The following is a 16,381-nucleotide window of genomic DNA, read 5'->3' on the forward strand; positions in this document are numbered from 1 at the left end:
GCAATCATGTAGCACCCCATGTAGCAAATCAGCTAAAAGGATGTGTAAGTCATTGAATTTTGTTGATACAACCATCCTTTGACAAAAAACAAAAAAGTAATATCCATAAAATCAATACAGTAAAATAAAACAATCATCCTTTGACATATAAAAAGAAAACCATCCTTTGACAAAATATATGTAATAGTAAAACATATGTAATAAAATTACATATGTTTTACTTTGCTAGCTACCTTTTCGGCAGAATGTTCTTTGCTGTGGTTACTACCTTCCTGAACTTTTATAAACTATCATCACGACAGAGAGAGGATTATAATCCTCTTTTCATCATTAACTCAAGCATTGTATAAAATGAAAAATCTATTTAATTCATCATAGGTAAATTAAATAGATTAGATAGTAAAAGAATTACGTAAAACTTTAGACAAAATTCAAAAAAAGTACGGTCAACAAAATGAGTGCTCTGTTTAGATGAGACTAGGTCGGATCAACGATTAATGAGCTATAAAGTTAAAACGACCGCTTTGACTTTGTTGCCAATCCTTATAAGTACGAATGTAGAATTAAGTTCAATGAACCCTTCAAGCTCAGATTGTGTGAAAACTATTTTTAATTGGCGTAATTCGATAATATCAGCGAAAAAAGGCTCTGTAGATTAAGTTCTGTTGTAAGTTTGATGCCAAATTACTTATTAATTTACGTAGCGTGACATAAAAAATTTACGCGGGGAGTTTTCACACAGCCTGAGCTCATTGCAGCCGTAAGAGTTCCGTCTCTTAATGTTAACTATTGCCACAAAGCGGGCATTAGCTTCTAAACGCAATTAATACTTCGAATTAGATTTTGTATCGCTAATGCCATAATCTATTGTTATACCTATCTCGGGCGATACATTCCCATGATGAATTGCCCCATGTAACGATCATAAAAGTCATAATGATCTCTGTCATAATGGTCACTATGTTCTGAATAAGTACGAACTTTGAAATCAAAACTATCACACCACTCGCCACCAAAATGTTCCTCAAATGCTTCAGCATCGCCATCTGCTTCTGAGCCGTGAGGATGCAGATAGTCTACATACCACATAAAGGTTCCACCTTTATCGTTATAATAAACAGATCTAAGCCTTAAAAAGTGTTCCTCTGGAAGCTTTAATTGCTCTAGTTCTTCAATTTTTCTTTCAATTTTATCAAGGTAAAAAGTACAATTAGAACCAATCCTGTTGGTTATATGAAAGTAATAACCTTTGAAATTTACTGTCCAATGGTTTGGACGTTCACTAGCAAAAATTTGCCAACCAGATGCACTTTTTGGAAAGAACCTTTGAGCTATATGCCATTGTTTAGGAGTACTTAACTTTCTTTCAATCTCTACGCTGTCCCAATATGTCGCTAGCACATTTACTTGTTCGTTATTTGTCAGCGCTTCAAACCTTTCAACGACTTTTGAAGATGGTTGAGTAGAAGTTACAAGTAAGTAACCGTCACAATTAAATTGAGCGCAACTAGATACAATGTCATCCAAATCAGAAATCCCTACACTTCTTCCTGATTTAGCCTTGTGTTTACACTGAATTAACCAACGTTTTGAAGACTTAACAAAAAGACTATCATCCTCTTCAATGCAGAGCAGATCCTTTCCACCGTCTGAGCCAACTCCACTCCAATAAACTTTAAGTCCTAGACTAAAAAGCAACTCCCTTGTTAATTGCTCTAATTCCTGACCATTATCTGACAATTCATTAAAATCTAACATTTAATACCTGACTAAAATTGATGGGCCAACGCTTTAATAACAAGAAAAATACTGTTGGCTAAAGTTTGAGGAACAAATATAGTCAGCTATATTTGTTCCTTGTTAATTAGCTTGTTATCTGATCTTTAACAGCCTGATTAGGATCACTCTTCCATTTCTTTTTAAAAGCGACTTTATTTTCATTAAGCTCTAAAAACATAGCTGCTTTAATTTTATTTTGAGTGCCTTTACTGTATTTCGACTTCTCATCAATAGCGATGAAAATCTGCTTATTGGATTGACTATAAATAGAAATAAGTTTCTCAACTGCGGGAACATCCATATTTTTAAACAGTAAACTGTCATGAATTAAACATGGGAGAATCGTATTAGCTAAAAAGGTTAGGTCGAAGCAAATCATATTAGCAAAACCTTTCCCTGTCCCTCTATCATCACCATGATCAAATATGTAATCATTTTTAATAAAAGATATTTTCGGGGGGATAGGACTATTAACATATATCCTTTCAATGAATGACTGCATTCCATTATTTATTGATAGCTCCATTTCATTTACTGAATCGATTAATGCATCATCAATATCATTTTTAAGATCACTTAAATTCGTTTTAGCTTCATCGCTTTTATTCCAAAACTCATTTTGAAGTTTAAGATTATGCTCACATCGATCAAGCTCCATTAATCTTTCAAGTAGGTAAACGGATTCTTCTTTCGAGTCTACTAATTCTAAAAGTTCATCATCAATTTTTTTAAGATCGATTTTTGACAACTCGATCCTTTCAAGGATAATTGCCCTTTCTCCCTGAAGTTGGCTTTTCAATATCTTTGTTATACCACTATGAAACTTTTCAACATTTTGTAATTTGTCTTTATCTATTTCAGGGAAAAATTCAGCTACTGAATTAAAACTTTTAATATTTCTAACAATATTACCTGACAAATTAGAATCAATGCGTATTAGTTTTGTATTTAATTCATGCTGTAAGTCTATCAGTTTATCCTTCTCTGTTTTAAGAGCTAGGTTTCTTTCATTGATAATGGACTTAATATCCGTAACATTAATTTTCAAAGAAGTTTTAATTGCCTCAATTTCTGCACTTACACCGACTAATTGAGCCTCATTCTTTTTCACTTGAGTTTTTGTAACCTTTTTTATAGCTCCTGAATTAAACGTTCCGTTAATATCGTTCTTCAACTTTGTTGCTATTACTTTATCTTTTTCAAGGCTTTCAATCACATCGTATTTGCCAAATATTTTAAGAGTTCGCTTTCTAATTGCGTCCCAACTCTCTTTATTAACAATATCTAAAGGGCGTTTATCATTATAATTATTTCTTTGGTAAATTCTAAAAAAGCCACTTACGCACTCCCTAAAAGAGACAGCCTCATCTTTAGGGAAATATTTACTTTTAAGGAAAGCGTTATATTCTTTACCTGTAATATAATCCTGATGTTCTACTCGATACACTTGATCAATATTTGCAGTATCTCTAACGAATGAATAAGGCTTTTCAAACTCAAATTCGATACCAACTTTAAAGTCACCAACATTACGTATCACATCATCACATTTAGATGGAAAATCAGTTCCGCCAAAAACAAAATCAATCAACATTAAAATTGATGATTTACCAATGGAATTCTGAGCATCATCTGCACCAACAACAGCATTAAAACCAGCCTCAAAAGTGATAGGGCTTTTAATCAGCTTTTCGCAACTAATAGATTTAAGCATGTTTAATTACTCCATTTTCATCATCCAAAACAATCTTTCCCAAAATAAATAATAAGTCCAAAGCATCAATAAAATCAGCCATATCAAGAAACAGTTTTTTTTGATTTCTGTAAAGTTCTTCTACTGAAATATCACTGTCTAGCTTTGATAAGAGTAATGATGCTCTATAAATACAGCTTTCGTTGATAGAAACGGTTTTATTTGGCACTAACATTTAGAATAAACCTCGCAGTTCTGTATAAAAAATGAAACCAGAACTTCAGATTTTGATCTATCAGTTATTCCTGTGTTTTTCATAAACCAATCTGTCATTTTTTCAAATATTTGAGCTTGATTAAAATCTTTCATTAGGAGAAGAACATAGTAACTTTTAACTTGTGAACATATGAAGGTAGATTTGGCTTTCTCTTGTTTCTCAAGATCTTTGAGTGCTTCTTTTATTGGGATAAAAAAACTTAAAATGAATTGGCTTACTTTTATCTCATTAATCATTCCAAAAGTATCATCTTTTTTATCTGAAATTTTCAAGGCATCATAAGAAAGCAAAGTGTTCTTAATACTTAATTCATCCAATAAACCAATTTTATTAGCAACAACTGAAATATCTTTGTGTAGAGTTTGTTTATCCCACAATACAGATAATTCTTTTATCTTATTAATTTCATTTTTTATGGCGACTAATTGTCTGTATTCTTTAACTGTTTTTTGAGTGTCGTATACTTTGTGGCATTCCTTACACAGGGCAATAAAGTTAGCTTCACTGTCTATATCTTCAGAAAGAAGCGTTTCACCTTTTAGAATTTCTTCTTCGTGTGGCGTGGGGTGCAAAGGGTAGATATGAGCAACATCGAACACTCGAACATTCTTTAGCTTTTTCTTAACAATTAAATCTTTTCGACATAGAGGGCAAGAGCCGTTGACTTCACACAATAAACTCATTTTCACAGTGTCATTGACATTGCCTCGTATTGTTTTTTCTGACAAAGTTGTCAACTCCTTTTGTAGAATACAACTCAACTAAAATAGTCCATGTAGCCTTGCTAAACGGCGAAAATAGTTGGCTAAACTTAGCGAGGAACGAGCATTTTTATCCGTTTGAGCAGCTTGATAGGACTTTATGTCACAGAACTATTAAGTACTGTTTCCCTATGCCACTTCAATGAATCTTTAGATATGTCATGCTTAGGTGAAATAATCAATTGACCGCTCTTGCCAAGTAAACTCATATCATCATTAATACTCCATTTACCTTTATCGAATAAACGATGATCATTAGAACAAAGGAGTAGCATATTTCTTATTGAGGACTCACCACCGGAACTAAATGACTTAATATGCGCCATTTCCATAACTTGGCTATCTTGCAGTCCACAAAATTGGCAAGTGTCATTATACATTTTCAAAAGATATTGTCGGGTATGAGCAGTGATTCTTCTTGCGTTTCTCGTAACGACAAGGCCTCTTTCCATTACCAGCTCGTTAGATTTCAATTCTTCTTCTATTACTTTAACTCTTTCAATAGAGTCTTTGTGTTCTTCAGGAGATTGGTTCTGAATTCCTACTCGCTCTTCAAGTTCTTTTTCTAAAGCTTCAGTACGCCGCTGAAGTACTTGCAGAAGAATATCAGGTTGTTGATTTTCATAACCGCTAAGTTTTTGTTCTTGTAAGTTAACCTGTTGCTTTAACGATTCAATAGTTGCATTTTTAGCAGCAACTAAAACACGATACAAAACAAACAACACAACAATGAAGCCTATTATTGATGTTAACTGAGTAACAAAGATTGTTTCTAGAGTCATATATTCCCCATGGCCAAATTAAGAGCCATAACGCTTATTATGGAGACTGGACTTACCAATAATGTCCGTTCAATAATATTGATTAAATATCTCTTAATATCCCACAATTTCAAAAAATTAGAAAGGTTAAATCAACTAAACTCTCTTGTTTGTGGATATTACTAAGCAGTATCAGTAATATGACTAATAATTCATTAGAAAGTAAGGCACGAACAAAAAGCCAACTGTAAATTGTCCGTCTTAAAAAACCTTATAGCTTGTTTATGGCCATCGCTTCTTTTTTTTTATTTGACTTTTATCTGCCATAAAATATACAAGTGTTTCTTTAAAAACAGGTATATGTGGTCCAGTCCCATCTGGTGCTCTTGTATAAAATCCGATAGTGCCAAGCTCGGAAAGCGAATTGATTAATGGTGATAATAGATTAAATACCCTTACCATTAGATATGGCGCTGCAAATGATTGTTTTTCTGGAAGACTAAGAGCTTCAAGAAGCGTCAAAGCTTCACCTCCCATGCCATGCAGATTGGTAATTGTTATGTCTTTAATGCTGTCGTGAATTTTTTCTGCTGCATCGAGTCTTTTGTACAACTGTTTTGATGGCACATCTTCTTTAATTACTTTGTTAATAATATTTTCCCAGCCAATAAGCGGGTCGACATCATTTGAGCTTTTTAGGCTTAAAGAGTCTAAATTGTAGTATCTCGTAAACTTTGCGAACTCTGACAGAAGACAAAGTATTTCCATTTCTATAGAGCTTTGGCTTGGCATTGTAATACTTGCAATATTTTTTCTGTTAGTAGCAGCTACAGACGATTTATATAAACTTACAAGGTCATGGCCATAAGCTTTTAGTTCTTTTTTTGTAGGTGTTTGAAAGTTATGATAAAGCATATGATCTATCACTACTATGAGCTTCATGATTCTTTCAAAAGCAATAGTAGTATTAAAAAAACCAGAATAGAAATTTCTCTTGTCGTTGACTGTGGCATTTCTAATCGCAGTTAATCCAACTGACAGACACCCTTCTGCCAAGTCTGCTTCATGCTGTAATAGTGTAAAAGTTTTACTAAATGTTCTTTGCATAATCTCTTGGTAGTTAGATGATTTGGAAAGCTAACAGCTTTGTTAAGCGGTCGATTTCCTTATTTCAAAAGGAAAACGTGCGTCGAAAGTTAATTTTTCATCATATCAGACTACTTTGTAACCATTAAAGAATCAATATCTTAAGAAGTCCTTTGTAGAAAGCAGGATGAAATCCTATTTTTTGGTGGAAATAAGTCGAGCAATCAAAATATACAATATTAGAACAGAAGTAACTTTATCTATTCATTAGAAAATATATGGCAATAAATCTCAGGATAATGTCAACAATGCGCACAAAGTGATGATTAATAATTTTATGATGAACGACCGCTATGGTGGCTTAGCTGTCTGTCAGGGCAAAGGTAAATCTACTTCTTCTGAACACTGTAAACAACTCAAAACCTATTGATGTTAATGTTAGCTTTCGTATCTTAGTGATCACTAGGTGGGCTGATTGTTAACAAGTTAAGCCGTCTGCTTTGGGTTTTAGCTAACCTTTCTACACAACCAGATAGTTCCTAATTACCAAATCGTTGAACCATACTTATGTTTCTTTAACCAATGGAGCACTATTATGTATAACATCATTCCTTACACCCCAAAACCTAGCTGGAATAAAGGTAAATTAGTTGGTCAAAAACTTCCTCTTAAGCTTGAGGAGGTATGGTCTATAAGGACAAGACTTGATTTAGCAAATAACCTTCGCGAACTTACTATGTTCAATTTAGCATTAGATTGTAAATTACGAGCGTGTGATTTTATTAAGCTTAAAGTCATGGATATCGCTCATGGGAAAAGCATTCAATCTAGAGCAATATTAATCCAACAAAAAACAGGTACTCCTGTTCGATTTGAAATAACGAAAAAGACCCAAGAGTCACTTAAAGAGTGGATCGCATTAAAATCGCTTCGTTCTAATGATTATTTATTTGGTAGTCGGATGAGAAAGGGGTGCCATCTAACAACCCGTCAATACGCAAGGATTGTCAAAAAATGGATTGCAAGTATTGGTCTAGACGTTACATCGTATGGTACTCATTCGATGAGAAGAACCAAAGCATCTTTGATCTATAAAAAAACTAAAAATTTACGTGCTGTCCAAATATTACTTGGTCATACAAAACTGGAAAGTACTGTACGTTATCTTGGTATTGAGGTCGATGATGCCCTTGAATTATCTGAAGCTATAGATATCTAAACTATAAAAAATCAGGAAGAACGGACACTTCCTTACATTAATATCTCAAAGCTGTCATTATAGACCCTTCTGAATCAGCCCACCTAGTGATCACTAAGATACGAAAGCGGACATAAGCCTTAGCTTATTTAACGTTGTTTTAGCACATCTACACATGATTAATCCCACGCTAAACGTGACTTTAGCGTGGGATTAGAGTTCAAAGTTATTTTATCTGGATAGCTCTTCTATTTTTTTCTTTGAAAACCATCGATATAAAACTGGCAATACAAATAATGTAAGTAGTGTTGCCGTCACTAATCCCCCTACAATTACACTCGCTAGAGGGCGCTGGATTTCAGCACCTACACCATTTGACATTAGCATTGGGATTAATCCTAATGCAGATGTAATTGCTGTCATAAGTACAGGTCTTAATCTTGACGTTGCTCCTTCAAAAACTGCCTTGGAAGCCTCTAAACCATCTTTTATTCGTTGGTTGATACTTTCTACCATTACAACCCCATTTAATACCGCTACACCGAATAAGGTAATAAAGCCTACTGAGCTTGGCACAGATAAATATTGGCCCGATATATACAGGGAAAAAACACCGCCAATTACGGCAAGTGGCACATTCACTAAAATCAACATAGCTTGACCAACAGAGCCAAAAGCAAAATAGAGTAACAATGCAATTAGCGCTAAAGATAGAGGTACAACGATAGCTAGTCTGTTTTGAGCACGCTGCTGGCTTTCGAATTGACCACCTATTGCTACCGAGTAGCCTGAAGGTAGGTCAACTTTCTCAGCAATAACTTTTCTGATGTCGGCTACTACACTGCCCATATCTCTATTCTGAACGTTTGCTTGAATAACGACACGCCTTTGAACATCATCGCGTCTTACTTGAGGAGGACCTGATTCAAATGAAACAGTTGCAACATCACCTAAGCGTACCCAGGCACCTGTTGGTGACTGAATTCGAATGTCTGAAATAGCTTCCTTATTTCGTCGATATTCTTCTTCAATACGCACATAAATATCGTAGCGTTCATTGCCGTTAATAATTTGCCCTGCCTCGACGCCACCAATGCCATCTCGCACAACTTCCATTATATCAACAACTGAAAGTCCAAAGCGCGATAGCTCTTGTCTATTAGGTTTTACGACAAGTTGCGCTTCACCTGCAATTTGCTCAAGAGCAACATCTCTTGCACCGTCAACACTCTTTATAGCTGCTTCGATCTCTTGCCCTTTAGTTGCTAAAACGTCTAACTCAGGGCCAAATAACTTTATCGCCAACTGAGCTTTAACCCCAGATAGTAGCTCATCAACACGAGTCGCAATAGGTTGAGAAAAGTTGAGTAACAACCCTGGGAATTCTTCTAAAGATCTCTCCATTTTTTCTTGAAGTTCATATCGATTAGATGCACTTGTCCACTCGGAAACTGGCTTCAACCCAATGTAAATTTCTATGTTATTAACTGGCTCAGGATCTCCGCCTATTTCTGCTCGTCCAATTCGGCTTAATGCATAGGTTACTTCAGGAAAAGCCATTAGTTTTTCTTCTAGAATTGGTGCCACAGTGAGCGCAGTATCTAAACTAGAAGAAGGTGCAAGGGTTACCCTTAAGTTAATCGTCCCTTCTTCTAATTCTGGAACGAACTCAGTACCAATGTAGGGAACCAACGCAAAAGCTGACACAACCAATAACAAAGATGTTGAGATAATTAACTTGGTATGTTTTAAAGCGAATGTTAGACCTTTTCTATAGAGTTTATCTAATGGTTTAAGAACAAAGCTTTCCCTCTCTTTTACACCAGATTTAAATAGATAAGTTGCCAGTGCTGGCACTATAAACAACGCAACCACAATAGCGGATATAACAGCTAAAATGATACTTATCGCCATAGGTTGAAATAACTTTGCCTCAACACCTTCAAAGCTAAATAAAGGCGTAAATACGACTAAAATAATAGAGGCTGCAAAAAAGACGGGACGAGCCACTTCTTTACCAGCATTTTGAAGACGTAATTTAATACCATGCTCATCTTGTTCTACATCATGTGGATCAGTATCAGCACTAGGCACTCTTTCTTTTACAGTTTTTAAATGGGTAGAGTCTGGTCTATTTAAATGCTTAAACATGTTCTCAACCATCACGACTGAACCATCAACTAGCATACCAATAGCGACAGCTATTCCGCCTAGCGACATCAAGTTAGCAGATATCCCCCACCAAGCCATGATCATTAACGCAATACCAATAGAAATTGGAATTGAAATTAATACCAAGAAGGTTGCACGTAAATTCATTAAGAATAGAGCCAATACAATACAGATGAAAATAAATGCTAGTGAAAGTGCATCAACTACCGTATCAACGGCTTTTTCAATCAAATCAGCCTGATCATAAAATGGTTCAAAGCGAACGCCTTTAGGTAATGCTTGATTAATCAATGGGATTCTTGCATTGATACCATCAATGGTGGCTTTAGTATTAGACCCCATGCGTTTTAAGACAATGCCAGAGACAACTTCACCTAATTTCTCGACTTTACCATTGGGTGATTTTCGCGTCATAGTGACAGCACCTTGGCGAATTTCACTGCCCATTTCAACTTTAGCAATATCCGAAACCGTCACAACCGTCCCATCAACTGTTTTGACGGGAACTTGTTTGATATTACTAATACCAGCGTCACCACTTTCAAACCAACCTGTACCTCTAATAACAAGCTGCTCTTGTCCACGGTTCATATACCAGCCGCCAACATTCGCATTGTTGTTATCTAGGGCACCAACAATATCTTCTTGGGTTAAGTTATAAGAAAGAAGCTTAGATGGATCGACATTTACTTGATACTGCCTAACAATACCTCCAAAGGAGAGTACATCAGTAACACCATCGACAGGCATAACGAGTAACTTAACAATCCAATCGTTAAGGCTTCGAAGCGCCATGGCATCATAACCTGCACCTTTATCTGAAATAAGAAGATACTGAAATACTTGGCCCAGCCCAGAGGTGTTTGGTCCCATTTCAGGTGTCCCAACACCTTCTGGTATCAGTTCTTTTGCGGCTTGAAGACGCTCAAATACGAGTTGTCTTGCAAAGTAAATGTCGGTGCCTTCTTTGAAAACAACAGTTACGCCAGACAAGCCTGTTTTAGAAATTGAGCGCACTTGTTCTACATCAGGTAAGGCATACATTACCGCTTCAATAGGGTACGTAATGAGTTGTTCAACTTCTTCAGCAGCCAGTCCTGGCGCTTCAGTATTTACAGCAACTTGAACATTAGTAACATCAGGAAAGGCATCTAAATTTAGTTTTGGAATAACCATAATTGCGCCAACCATGGTGGCAAACAGCGCAATCAAAATCAGGAGTCTATTATTAACAGACCAATCTATTATTTTATTAAACATAGTCTTGCTCCCTAGTGGTTGTGCGGATCAAATCCGCCTTTAGCGATTTCAGACGCAACAAAAAATGCGCCTTTGGTTACAATTCGCGTTCCACTATCAAGACCAATGATTTCTCTAAAACCACCTAAGGCTCGGCCTAGTTCTACTTCTACAGCTTTAAATTCTCCAGGGTGGTCTTCGACAAATACTGTCCAATCACCATCAGCACTACGGATCAATGCTTCTTCTGGTACAGCCATCACTTTCTGCTTTGTGGCGAACTGAAAGTAAACTTTTACAAACATGCCTGAATGGAGGTTATCATCCGAATTATCTACTCCTAACCTAATAATTCGAGTACGAGTAATAGGATCAATTGTATGGGCTTCTTGGATAACTTTGGCATTGTAACTCTGCCCTTCTAATTTAAGTACCGCAGGAGAGTCAATTGATAAATTTAGCTTTTTATTTGGAGAAACTTTTGCTTCAACCCATAATTGTTTTTCATCAGCTAGCAACATAACGGTATCCCCAGCATCAACACGTTGCCCTTGGATAAAGTCGTCTTGAAGCACTACTCCTTCACGCTGTGCCGTTAACGTATATTGCCCGAATGCCTTAATATCCTTATTAGAAATACTTTTAATGGCTTTTTCAGTTAACCCTAAAGCAATGAGTTTTCCGTATGAAGCGTTGTAAGTCGTTTCAGCTTGTAATAAGCGGCTTTCACTTACTGTTTTATTACCTAGTTTTTTAATACGTTGCCATTGTGTTGAAGCGATTAGATAGTCCGCTTGCGCTTGTGACATGGACTCACTAAATAGAGTGACCAGTTTTTGTCCCTTATCTACATGTTCGCCAAGCGCTGCATGGCGACTGATAATAACTGACTCTGTACGTGGGGATACCACATAACTTTTATAGCCATTAGCTTTTATTTCGCCAGGTGCATACACGGTGCTAAATTGATATTCAGGCTTAACACTTTCCACTTTGATGTTAGCAAGCGACATCTTCTTTGGATCAATAGTGATACCTTCTTCATGCTCTTCTTCCTCTTTATTATCACCTTCATGGCCGTGCTCGTCATGGTCACCTTTTTCTTCTTCATGTCCCTTTTCATGATCGTCATGATCATCTTCATGTTCTTTTACATCTTGCTTCGAAACCTTTGCCACAGAACCAGTACCATCTGACGACTGTGCAAAAGCATCATGATTTGTAGTAAGCCCAACTAACAGGCTGCTAATTACTACGGCTAATAATTTTTTACTAAATATTGTATTCATTTTTGTAACCTATATTTTGATAAATTTAAGATTTCGTTTTTCGCTATTGAAAAAATAAAGCGTTCAAATCTCAAATTTTGATAACTGACCCATACTTAAAACGAAGGATATTTCTGCAAGCTTGAATTGATTTTCCAAACGTATTCCAGCATGAAGCCCTTCCGCACGTTGATTTAGTGCAAGTAAGTAATCAGACGTATTAATGTCACCAGCTCCCCAGCGCTTATTTAATAAATTTGCGCTACTATCTAATCTGCCTTGTGTGAGCTTTCGCCATTGCTCATAGTATTTTTTACTTACATTAAACGACTCATAATTAGCTTTTGCTTCAAAAGACTGCTTTCGATAAACCGACCGAAAGTTAGCCTCTGCTGCAATTGCTTCTGAATAAGCGGCTTTAACAGTATCTGAAAAGTTATTTCTGATGTTTAAAGGAATTGAGAAAGTCAAACCAACCAAGTCTTCATCACCACTTCTTCCTGCGCTAATTCCAATGGTTGGATTAGCTTTAGATTCCATAGTGGTTAGCTGAGCCTTAGATTGTTGTCCTTTCCATTGCGCTTTAGCGAGTTTAACTTTTGGATGTTCTTCAACCCACTTGGAGTTAAATGAATAGCTTGTTGCTCCAAAAGTAAATGAAAACAAATTGGCAGTATTAGGCGTCCAATCAGGCAATAACTCCTGAACCTTTACCTCTGCATTTTTCAAAGCAATTTGAGACTCAGATATTTCACTGAAAATTTGGGACAAGTTTAAATAGACCAATTCAGCGTCAAGTGGCTCTAGAAGTCCGGCTTTTCGCTTATCTTTAACAATTCCAACGAGCGTTTGTAATTGATTTTCTCTTTCTGAAAGTAACTGAGCCGCCTTTTTTGCTGCTTGCCAATTAACTATTGCAGTTAAAGCATTAGCCTTTTTAGAATCGAGTAGAGATAACAATTGTTGCTGGTTTGCATAAACATCAATTTCACCAATGCTTTTATTTGCTGATTGCTTATCCCAAAAATCAATCGTTTGACTGATACCAATAGAGTAATTATCAAAATCACCTTCTTTTTCATAGCTTGCTTCAAGCTCTGGGTTATATACGGCTTGAGTTAAGCTTTTTGCTCTATGATTACTTGCATTAAGTAACTCTTTAGCCGCAACAACTTCGGGATCTTTATTTATTTGACTATCAAGCCATGAAATATTTTTCTCTTTGCCATAACTGGCAACTGAAAAAATTACAGCCATACATAAAGACAGGATCAAACCTGCATTTTTTAAAAATATATACATAAAACTTCTTAATTTTTTAATTTATAAACACGAACCCTTTATCCTTTTCATGGACAAATAGGTCATTAAAAATCAATCTAATTAAGAAATGGGTGGGCGAAGTATCGCTTCAAGGTAAGTATTTGTTTGATCAATTTGATAAGGCGTTTTATTGATAATATTTAGCTTACCATCGACATTTGAATTACTGACTAAAATCCAAGATAAGTGGCTGCCACTGCAATGACCACAGTGATGACAATCTTTTTCATTATGCTGCTCATCATCTGTATTGTCGTTTAAGGCATTTCGGTCATCGGCATGATCATGTTGAGTTTGAAGATGTTCTATATCAATTTGGTGATTCTCAGATGTTGAGGATGCGACAGCAGTTAACGATTGTAAAACAATCGAAACGACTAAGAGCATTTTTAGCACAACATTTAGATTCAAAATATACACCTATAAAAACTTGAGTAATCAATATAACAGAGCAAAGCTTTATCGACTAGCCATTTACCTAATTTTCATTCTCATCACGACAAGTTTCTTGAGGAAACTCAAACTCTATCGTCGTATGCGATAAATGATAGGAAGATAATTTAGCTGCAACGTCATGTTTAAGCCTAATTAAGTCCTCAACTTCAAAGTCATCTTTTAGCTCAAGATGCGCTGTTAAAACATGACTTTCACCATCTAGTGACCAAAAGTGCATATGATGGATACCGTTAACTTCGGGAAATTCAATTAGTGATTGTTTAATACGATCTTGAGTATCTTTATCTGGCGCAGCTTGAAGAAACAAGACGAGTGTTGATTTCAAATTTCTAAAGACATTAAACAAGATGAATAACGTAAAACCAATCGACAAAAGTGGATCTAATATTGGTAGTTCTATGAACATCAAAACTATTGAGACAATAAGTACAGCAACCCAGCCAAGAACATCTTCAAGAAGGTGCCATGTCAGCACTTTTTCATTAAGTGTTTCACCCGCTTTTAATTTGAAAACCGCATAACCATTTACTGCAACACCGAGTATGGCCAGCCCTAACATCCCCTCAACCACTGGCATTTCTGGATTGGACAGCCTTGGTATGGCTTCAAATAAAATCCAAATTGAGCCAATAACTAAAACAATACCATTTACCAGTGCGCCAAAGAGTGTAAGTCTACGATAGCCATAACTAAACTTATCTGACGCTTCTTTCTCTGAAAAACGACTTAATATCCAAGCAAAGCCTATAGATAGACTATCCCCTAAGTCATGCACTGCATCAGCCATAATAGCGGTACTGTTGGTAAGCCACCCACCAATAAATTCGATGATCGTGAATGTAACATTCAGAAAAAACGCCCATCCAATGCGGTCGTCTTTTCCATGATGATGACTGTGGTTATGATTGTGCATTTTGCACCTCTAGTACTTTTTGATTTCTTAGCTTTGATACATTCATATTTATCAAATGACGGATCACATGTTGATATAACCATCGTTTTATTCCAGATAAATTTGTGCCTTTTTCTCTATAGAATTCATCAGGGGAATCATAAAGCCCAAAGTCATCATGAATTCCTTCTTTTTGAATATAGGTATCTGTTCCTCGCCAATCCGTATCAGGTGAAGAGAAGCACTTTGTTGCGACTCCATAACCACAAAAATCATCTTTTTCTTGGTTAAACTTCTGCTGTAGTGAGGTTAAGTATTGCCTATCTAATATAAAGCCCTCTAAGTTAATCCAACGCCCATCGAAATAAACTTCAACCCAACTATGGATAATATATTTAGGTGCTAGCCAAAATACATAGCTGGGTATGGCACCTTTTTGCAATTGCTGATCGATGGTGAAACCGTGAAATCGACATTGAATGCCTAACCCTCTCAACAAGGCCATCAGCAAGTTGCCTTTGGTATTACATTGGCCGTAACCATCAGCTAAAACACTGCTTGCTGAAATATCATCGCTTTCATTGTAGCCAAATAATATTTCATCTTTAACGAACTGGTAGGCTGCACCAATTTTGTTGAAGTCATCAAGTTCTTGCCATTTACGCTCAGTAATTAATGATTGAATTGCAGAGTGTTCAAAATTAACTATCTTAGTATTTTCTATATATTTCTTATTCATAGCATTTCCCTTACTTGGAGCAACAAGAGGTCGATTGTTTATCTTCACTTGGTGTATCGCATGGTTTTTCAGCAGCGGCTAACTCTTGTTTAGCATCACTTAATATTCGGTAAGCACCTCGAAGAATTAATATTGAAATGATGCTTCCAATGACGATATCTGGCCAACGCTGCTCTAGCACCATAACTAATATGCCAGCGATAACGACACCAAGGTTTGCAATCACGTCATTCGCTGAAAATATCCAGCTCGCTCTCATATGTATTTCATCGTTGTTGTGTTTTCGAATAAGGATAAGGCAAATCACATTTGCAACTAAAGCCACCGAGCCTACGCCAATCATAAACCAAGAGTGAGGCTCACTTTCACCATAAAGCCTTCTTGCAATATCCAATAGAATTAACACACCTAACCCTAGTTGGAAATAACCACTCACTAAAGCAGCATTTGCCTTATGTTGGATTGACTTTCCTACTGCATATAGGGCAATTGCATAGACGATAGCATCTGCTAGCATATCTAATGAGTCGGCAATTAATGCCGTTGATTCTGATAACCAACCAAAACAAATTTCAAAAACAAACATCGTGGCATTGATAGCCAAAAGCCAATAAAGCACTGTCTTTTGTTGGCTATCTTTTAATTCAACTTCACACCCACAACCACTCATTTTCACCTCCAATACACTTGTATACTGCAACTATAAAACCTATAGTAACTATAGAGTCAAGGTTAAA

The 16,381-nt window shown here is 36.2% G+C and carries 14 protein-coding genes; 1 reads left to right on the plus strand and 13 read right to left on the minus strand.

Translation table 11 applies throughout. The features are described from left to right. Window positions 1–876 precede the first annotated feature (876 nt). The 6 genes from KO509_RS10835 to KO509_RS10860 all read right to left on the minus strand — a co-directional run bounded on the left by KO509_RS10835 (window position 877) and on the right by KO509_RS10860 (window position 6,378). The gene (locus KO509_RS10835) at window positions 877–1,758 is read right to left on the minus strand and encodes a restriction endonuclease (protein ID WP_215973293.1); all 882 of its coding nucleotides are present in this window, start codon (window positions 1,756–1,758) and stop codon (window positions 877–879) included. Window positions 1,759–1,864: 106 nt separating this feature from the next. Continuing rightward, window positions 1,865–3,493 (minus strand): DUF2326 domain-containing protein, encoded by a 1,629-nt coding sequence (locus KO509_RS10840; protein WP_215973294.1) that lies wholly within the window; start codon window positions 3,491–3,493, stop codon window positions 1,865–1,867. Next, window positions 3,486–3,707 carry an ABC-three component system middle component 7 gene (locus KO509_RS10845; protein ID WP_215973295.1) on the minus strand — a complete coding sequence of 74 codons (222 nt, stop codon included), beginning with the start codon at window positions 3,705–3,707 and terminating at the stop codon, window positions 3,486–3,488. Before KO509_RS10845 ends, KO509_RS10840 begins: the two co-directional genes overlap by 8 nt. After that, entirely contained in the window at window positions 3,701–4,477 is a 777-nt protein-coding gene (locus KO509_RS10850; protein ID WP_215973296.1) for an ABC-three component system protein, read from the minus strand. Before KO509_RS10850 ends, KO509_RS10845 begins: the two co-directional genes overlap by 7 nt. A 131-nt stretch (window positions 4,478–4,608) precedes the next feature. Further along, window positions 4,609–5,292: an HNH endonuclease gene (locus KO509_RS10855; RefSeq protein ID WP_215973297.1), complete on the minus strand. Its 684-nt coding sequence runs from the start codon at window positions 5,290–5,292 to the stop codon at window positions 4,609–4,611. Window positions 5,293–5,553: 261 nt separating this feature from the next. Further along, window positions 5,554–6,378 (minus strand): hypothetical protein, encoded by an 825-nt coding sequence (locus KO509_RS10860; protein WP_215973298.1) that lies wholly within the window; start codon window positions 6,376–6,378, stop codon window positions 5,554–5,556. 574 nt (window positions 6,379–6,952) lie between these two features. Between KO509_RS10860 and KO509_RS10865 the strand changes: the two genes are divergently transcribed. Continuing rightward, the gene (locus tag KO509_RS10865) at window positions 6,953–7,576 is read left to right on the plus strand and encodes a tyrosine-type recombinase/integrase (RefSeq protein ID WP_215973299.1); all 624 of its coding nucleotides are present in this window, start codon (window positions 6,953–6,955) and stop codon (window positions 7,574–7,576) included. 210 nt (window positions 7,577–7,786) lie between these two features. On the opposite strand, the gene KO509_RS10870 is transcribed toward KO509_RS10865, so the two are convergent. From KO509_RS10870 to KO509_RS10900, 7 genes are all read right to left on the minus strand, one after another. Beyond that, window positions 7,787–10,987 (minus strand): CusA/CzcA family heavy metal efflux RND transporter, encoded by a 3,201-nt coding sequence (locus KO509_RS10870; RefSeq protein ID WP_215973300.1) that lies wholly within the window; start codon window positions 10,985–10,987, stop codon window positions 7,787–7,789. An 11-nt stretch (window positions 10,988–10,998) separates the two neighbouring features. Beyond that, window positions 10,999–12,255, minus strand: a complete 1,257-nt coding sequence (locus KO509_RS10875) for an efflux RND transporter periplasmic adaptor subunit (protein WP_215973301.1) — start codon at window positions 12,253–12,255, stop codon at window positions 10,999–11,001. Between the two features lie 63 nt (window positions 12,256–12,318). Continuing rightward, window positions 12,319–13,536, minus strand: coding sequence for a TolC family protein (locus tag KO509_RS10880; RefSeq protein WP_215973302.1), 1,218 nt, complete (start codon window positions 13,534–13,536; stop codon window positions 12,319–12,321). Window positions 13,537–13,617: 81 nt separating this feature from the next. Continuing rightward, window positions 13,618–13,968 (minus strand): hypothetical protein, encoded by a 351-nt coding sequence (locus KO509_RS10885; RefSeq protein ID WP_215973303.1) that lies wholly within the window; start codon window positions 13,966–13,968, stop codon window positions 13,618–13,620. Window positions 13,969–14,035: 67 nt separating this feature from the next. After that, window positions 14,036–14,926 (minus strand): cation diffusion facilitator family transporter, encoded by an 891-nt coding sequence (locus KO509_RS10890; RefSeq protein WP_029750282.1) that lies wholly within the window; start codon window positions 14,924–14,926, stop codon window positions 14,036–14,038. Next, complete coding sequence (locus KO509_RS10895) at window positions 14,913–15,644, minus strand: transglutaminase-like domain-containing protein (protein WP_215973304.1); 732 nt, start codon at window positions 15,642–15,644, stop codon at window positions 14,913–14,915. The genes KO509_RS10890 and KO509_RS10895 overlap by 14 nt, the downstream gene beginning before the upstream one ends. A gap of 10 nt (window positions 15,645–15,654) precedes the next feature. Continuing rightward, window positions 15,655–16,314, minus strand: a complete 660-nt coding sequence (locus KO509_RS10900) for a cation transporter (RefSeq protein ID WP_215973305.1) — start codon at window positions 16,312–16,314, stop codon at window positions 15,655–15,657. Between the last annotated feature and the right edge of the window lie 67 nt (window positions 16,315–16,381).

Source organism: Colwellia sp. C2M11 (assembly GCF_018860915.1).
In the GTDB taxonomy this organism is placed as follows: Bacteria; Pseudomonadota; Gammaproteobacteria; order Enterobacterales; family Alteromonadaceae; genus Colwellia.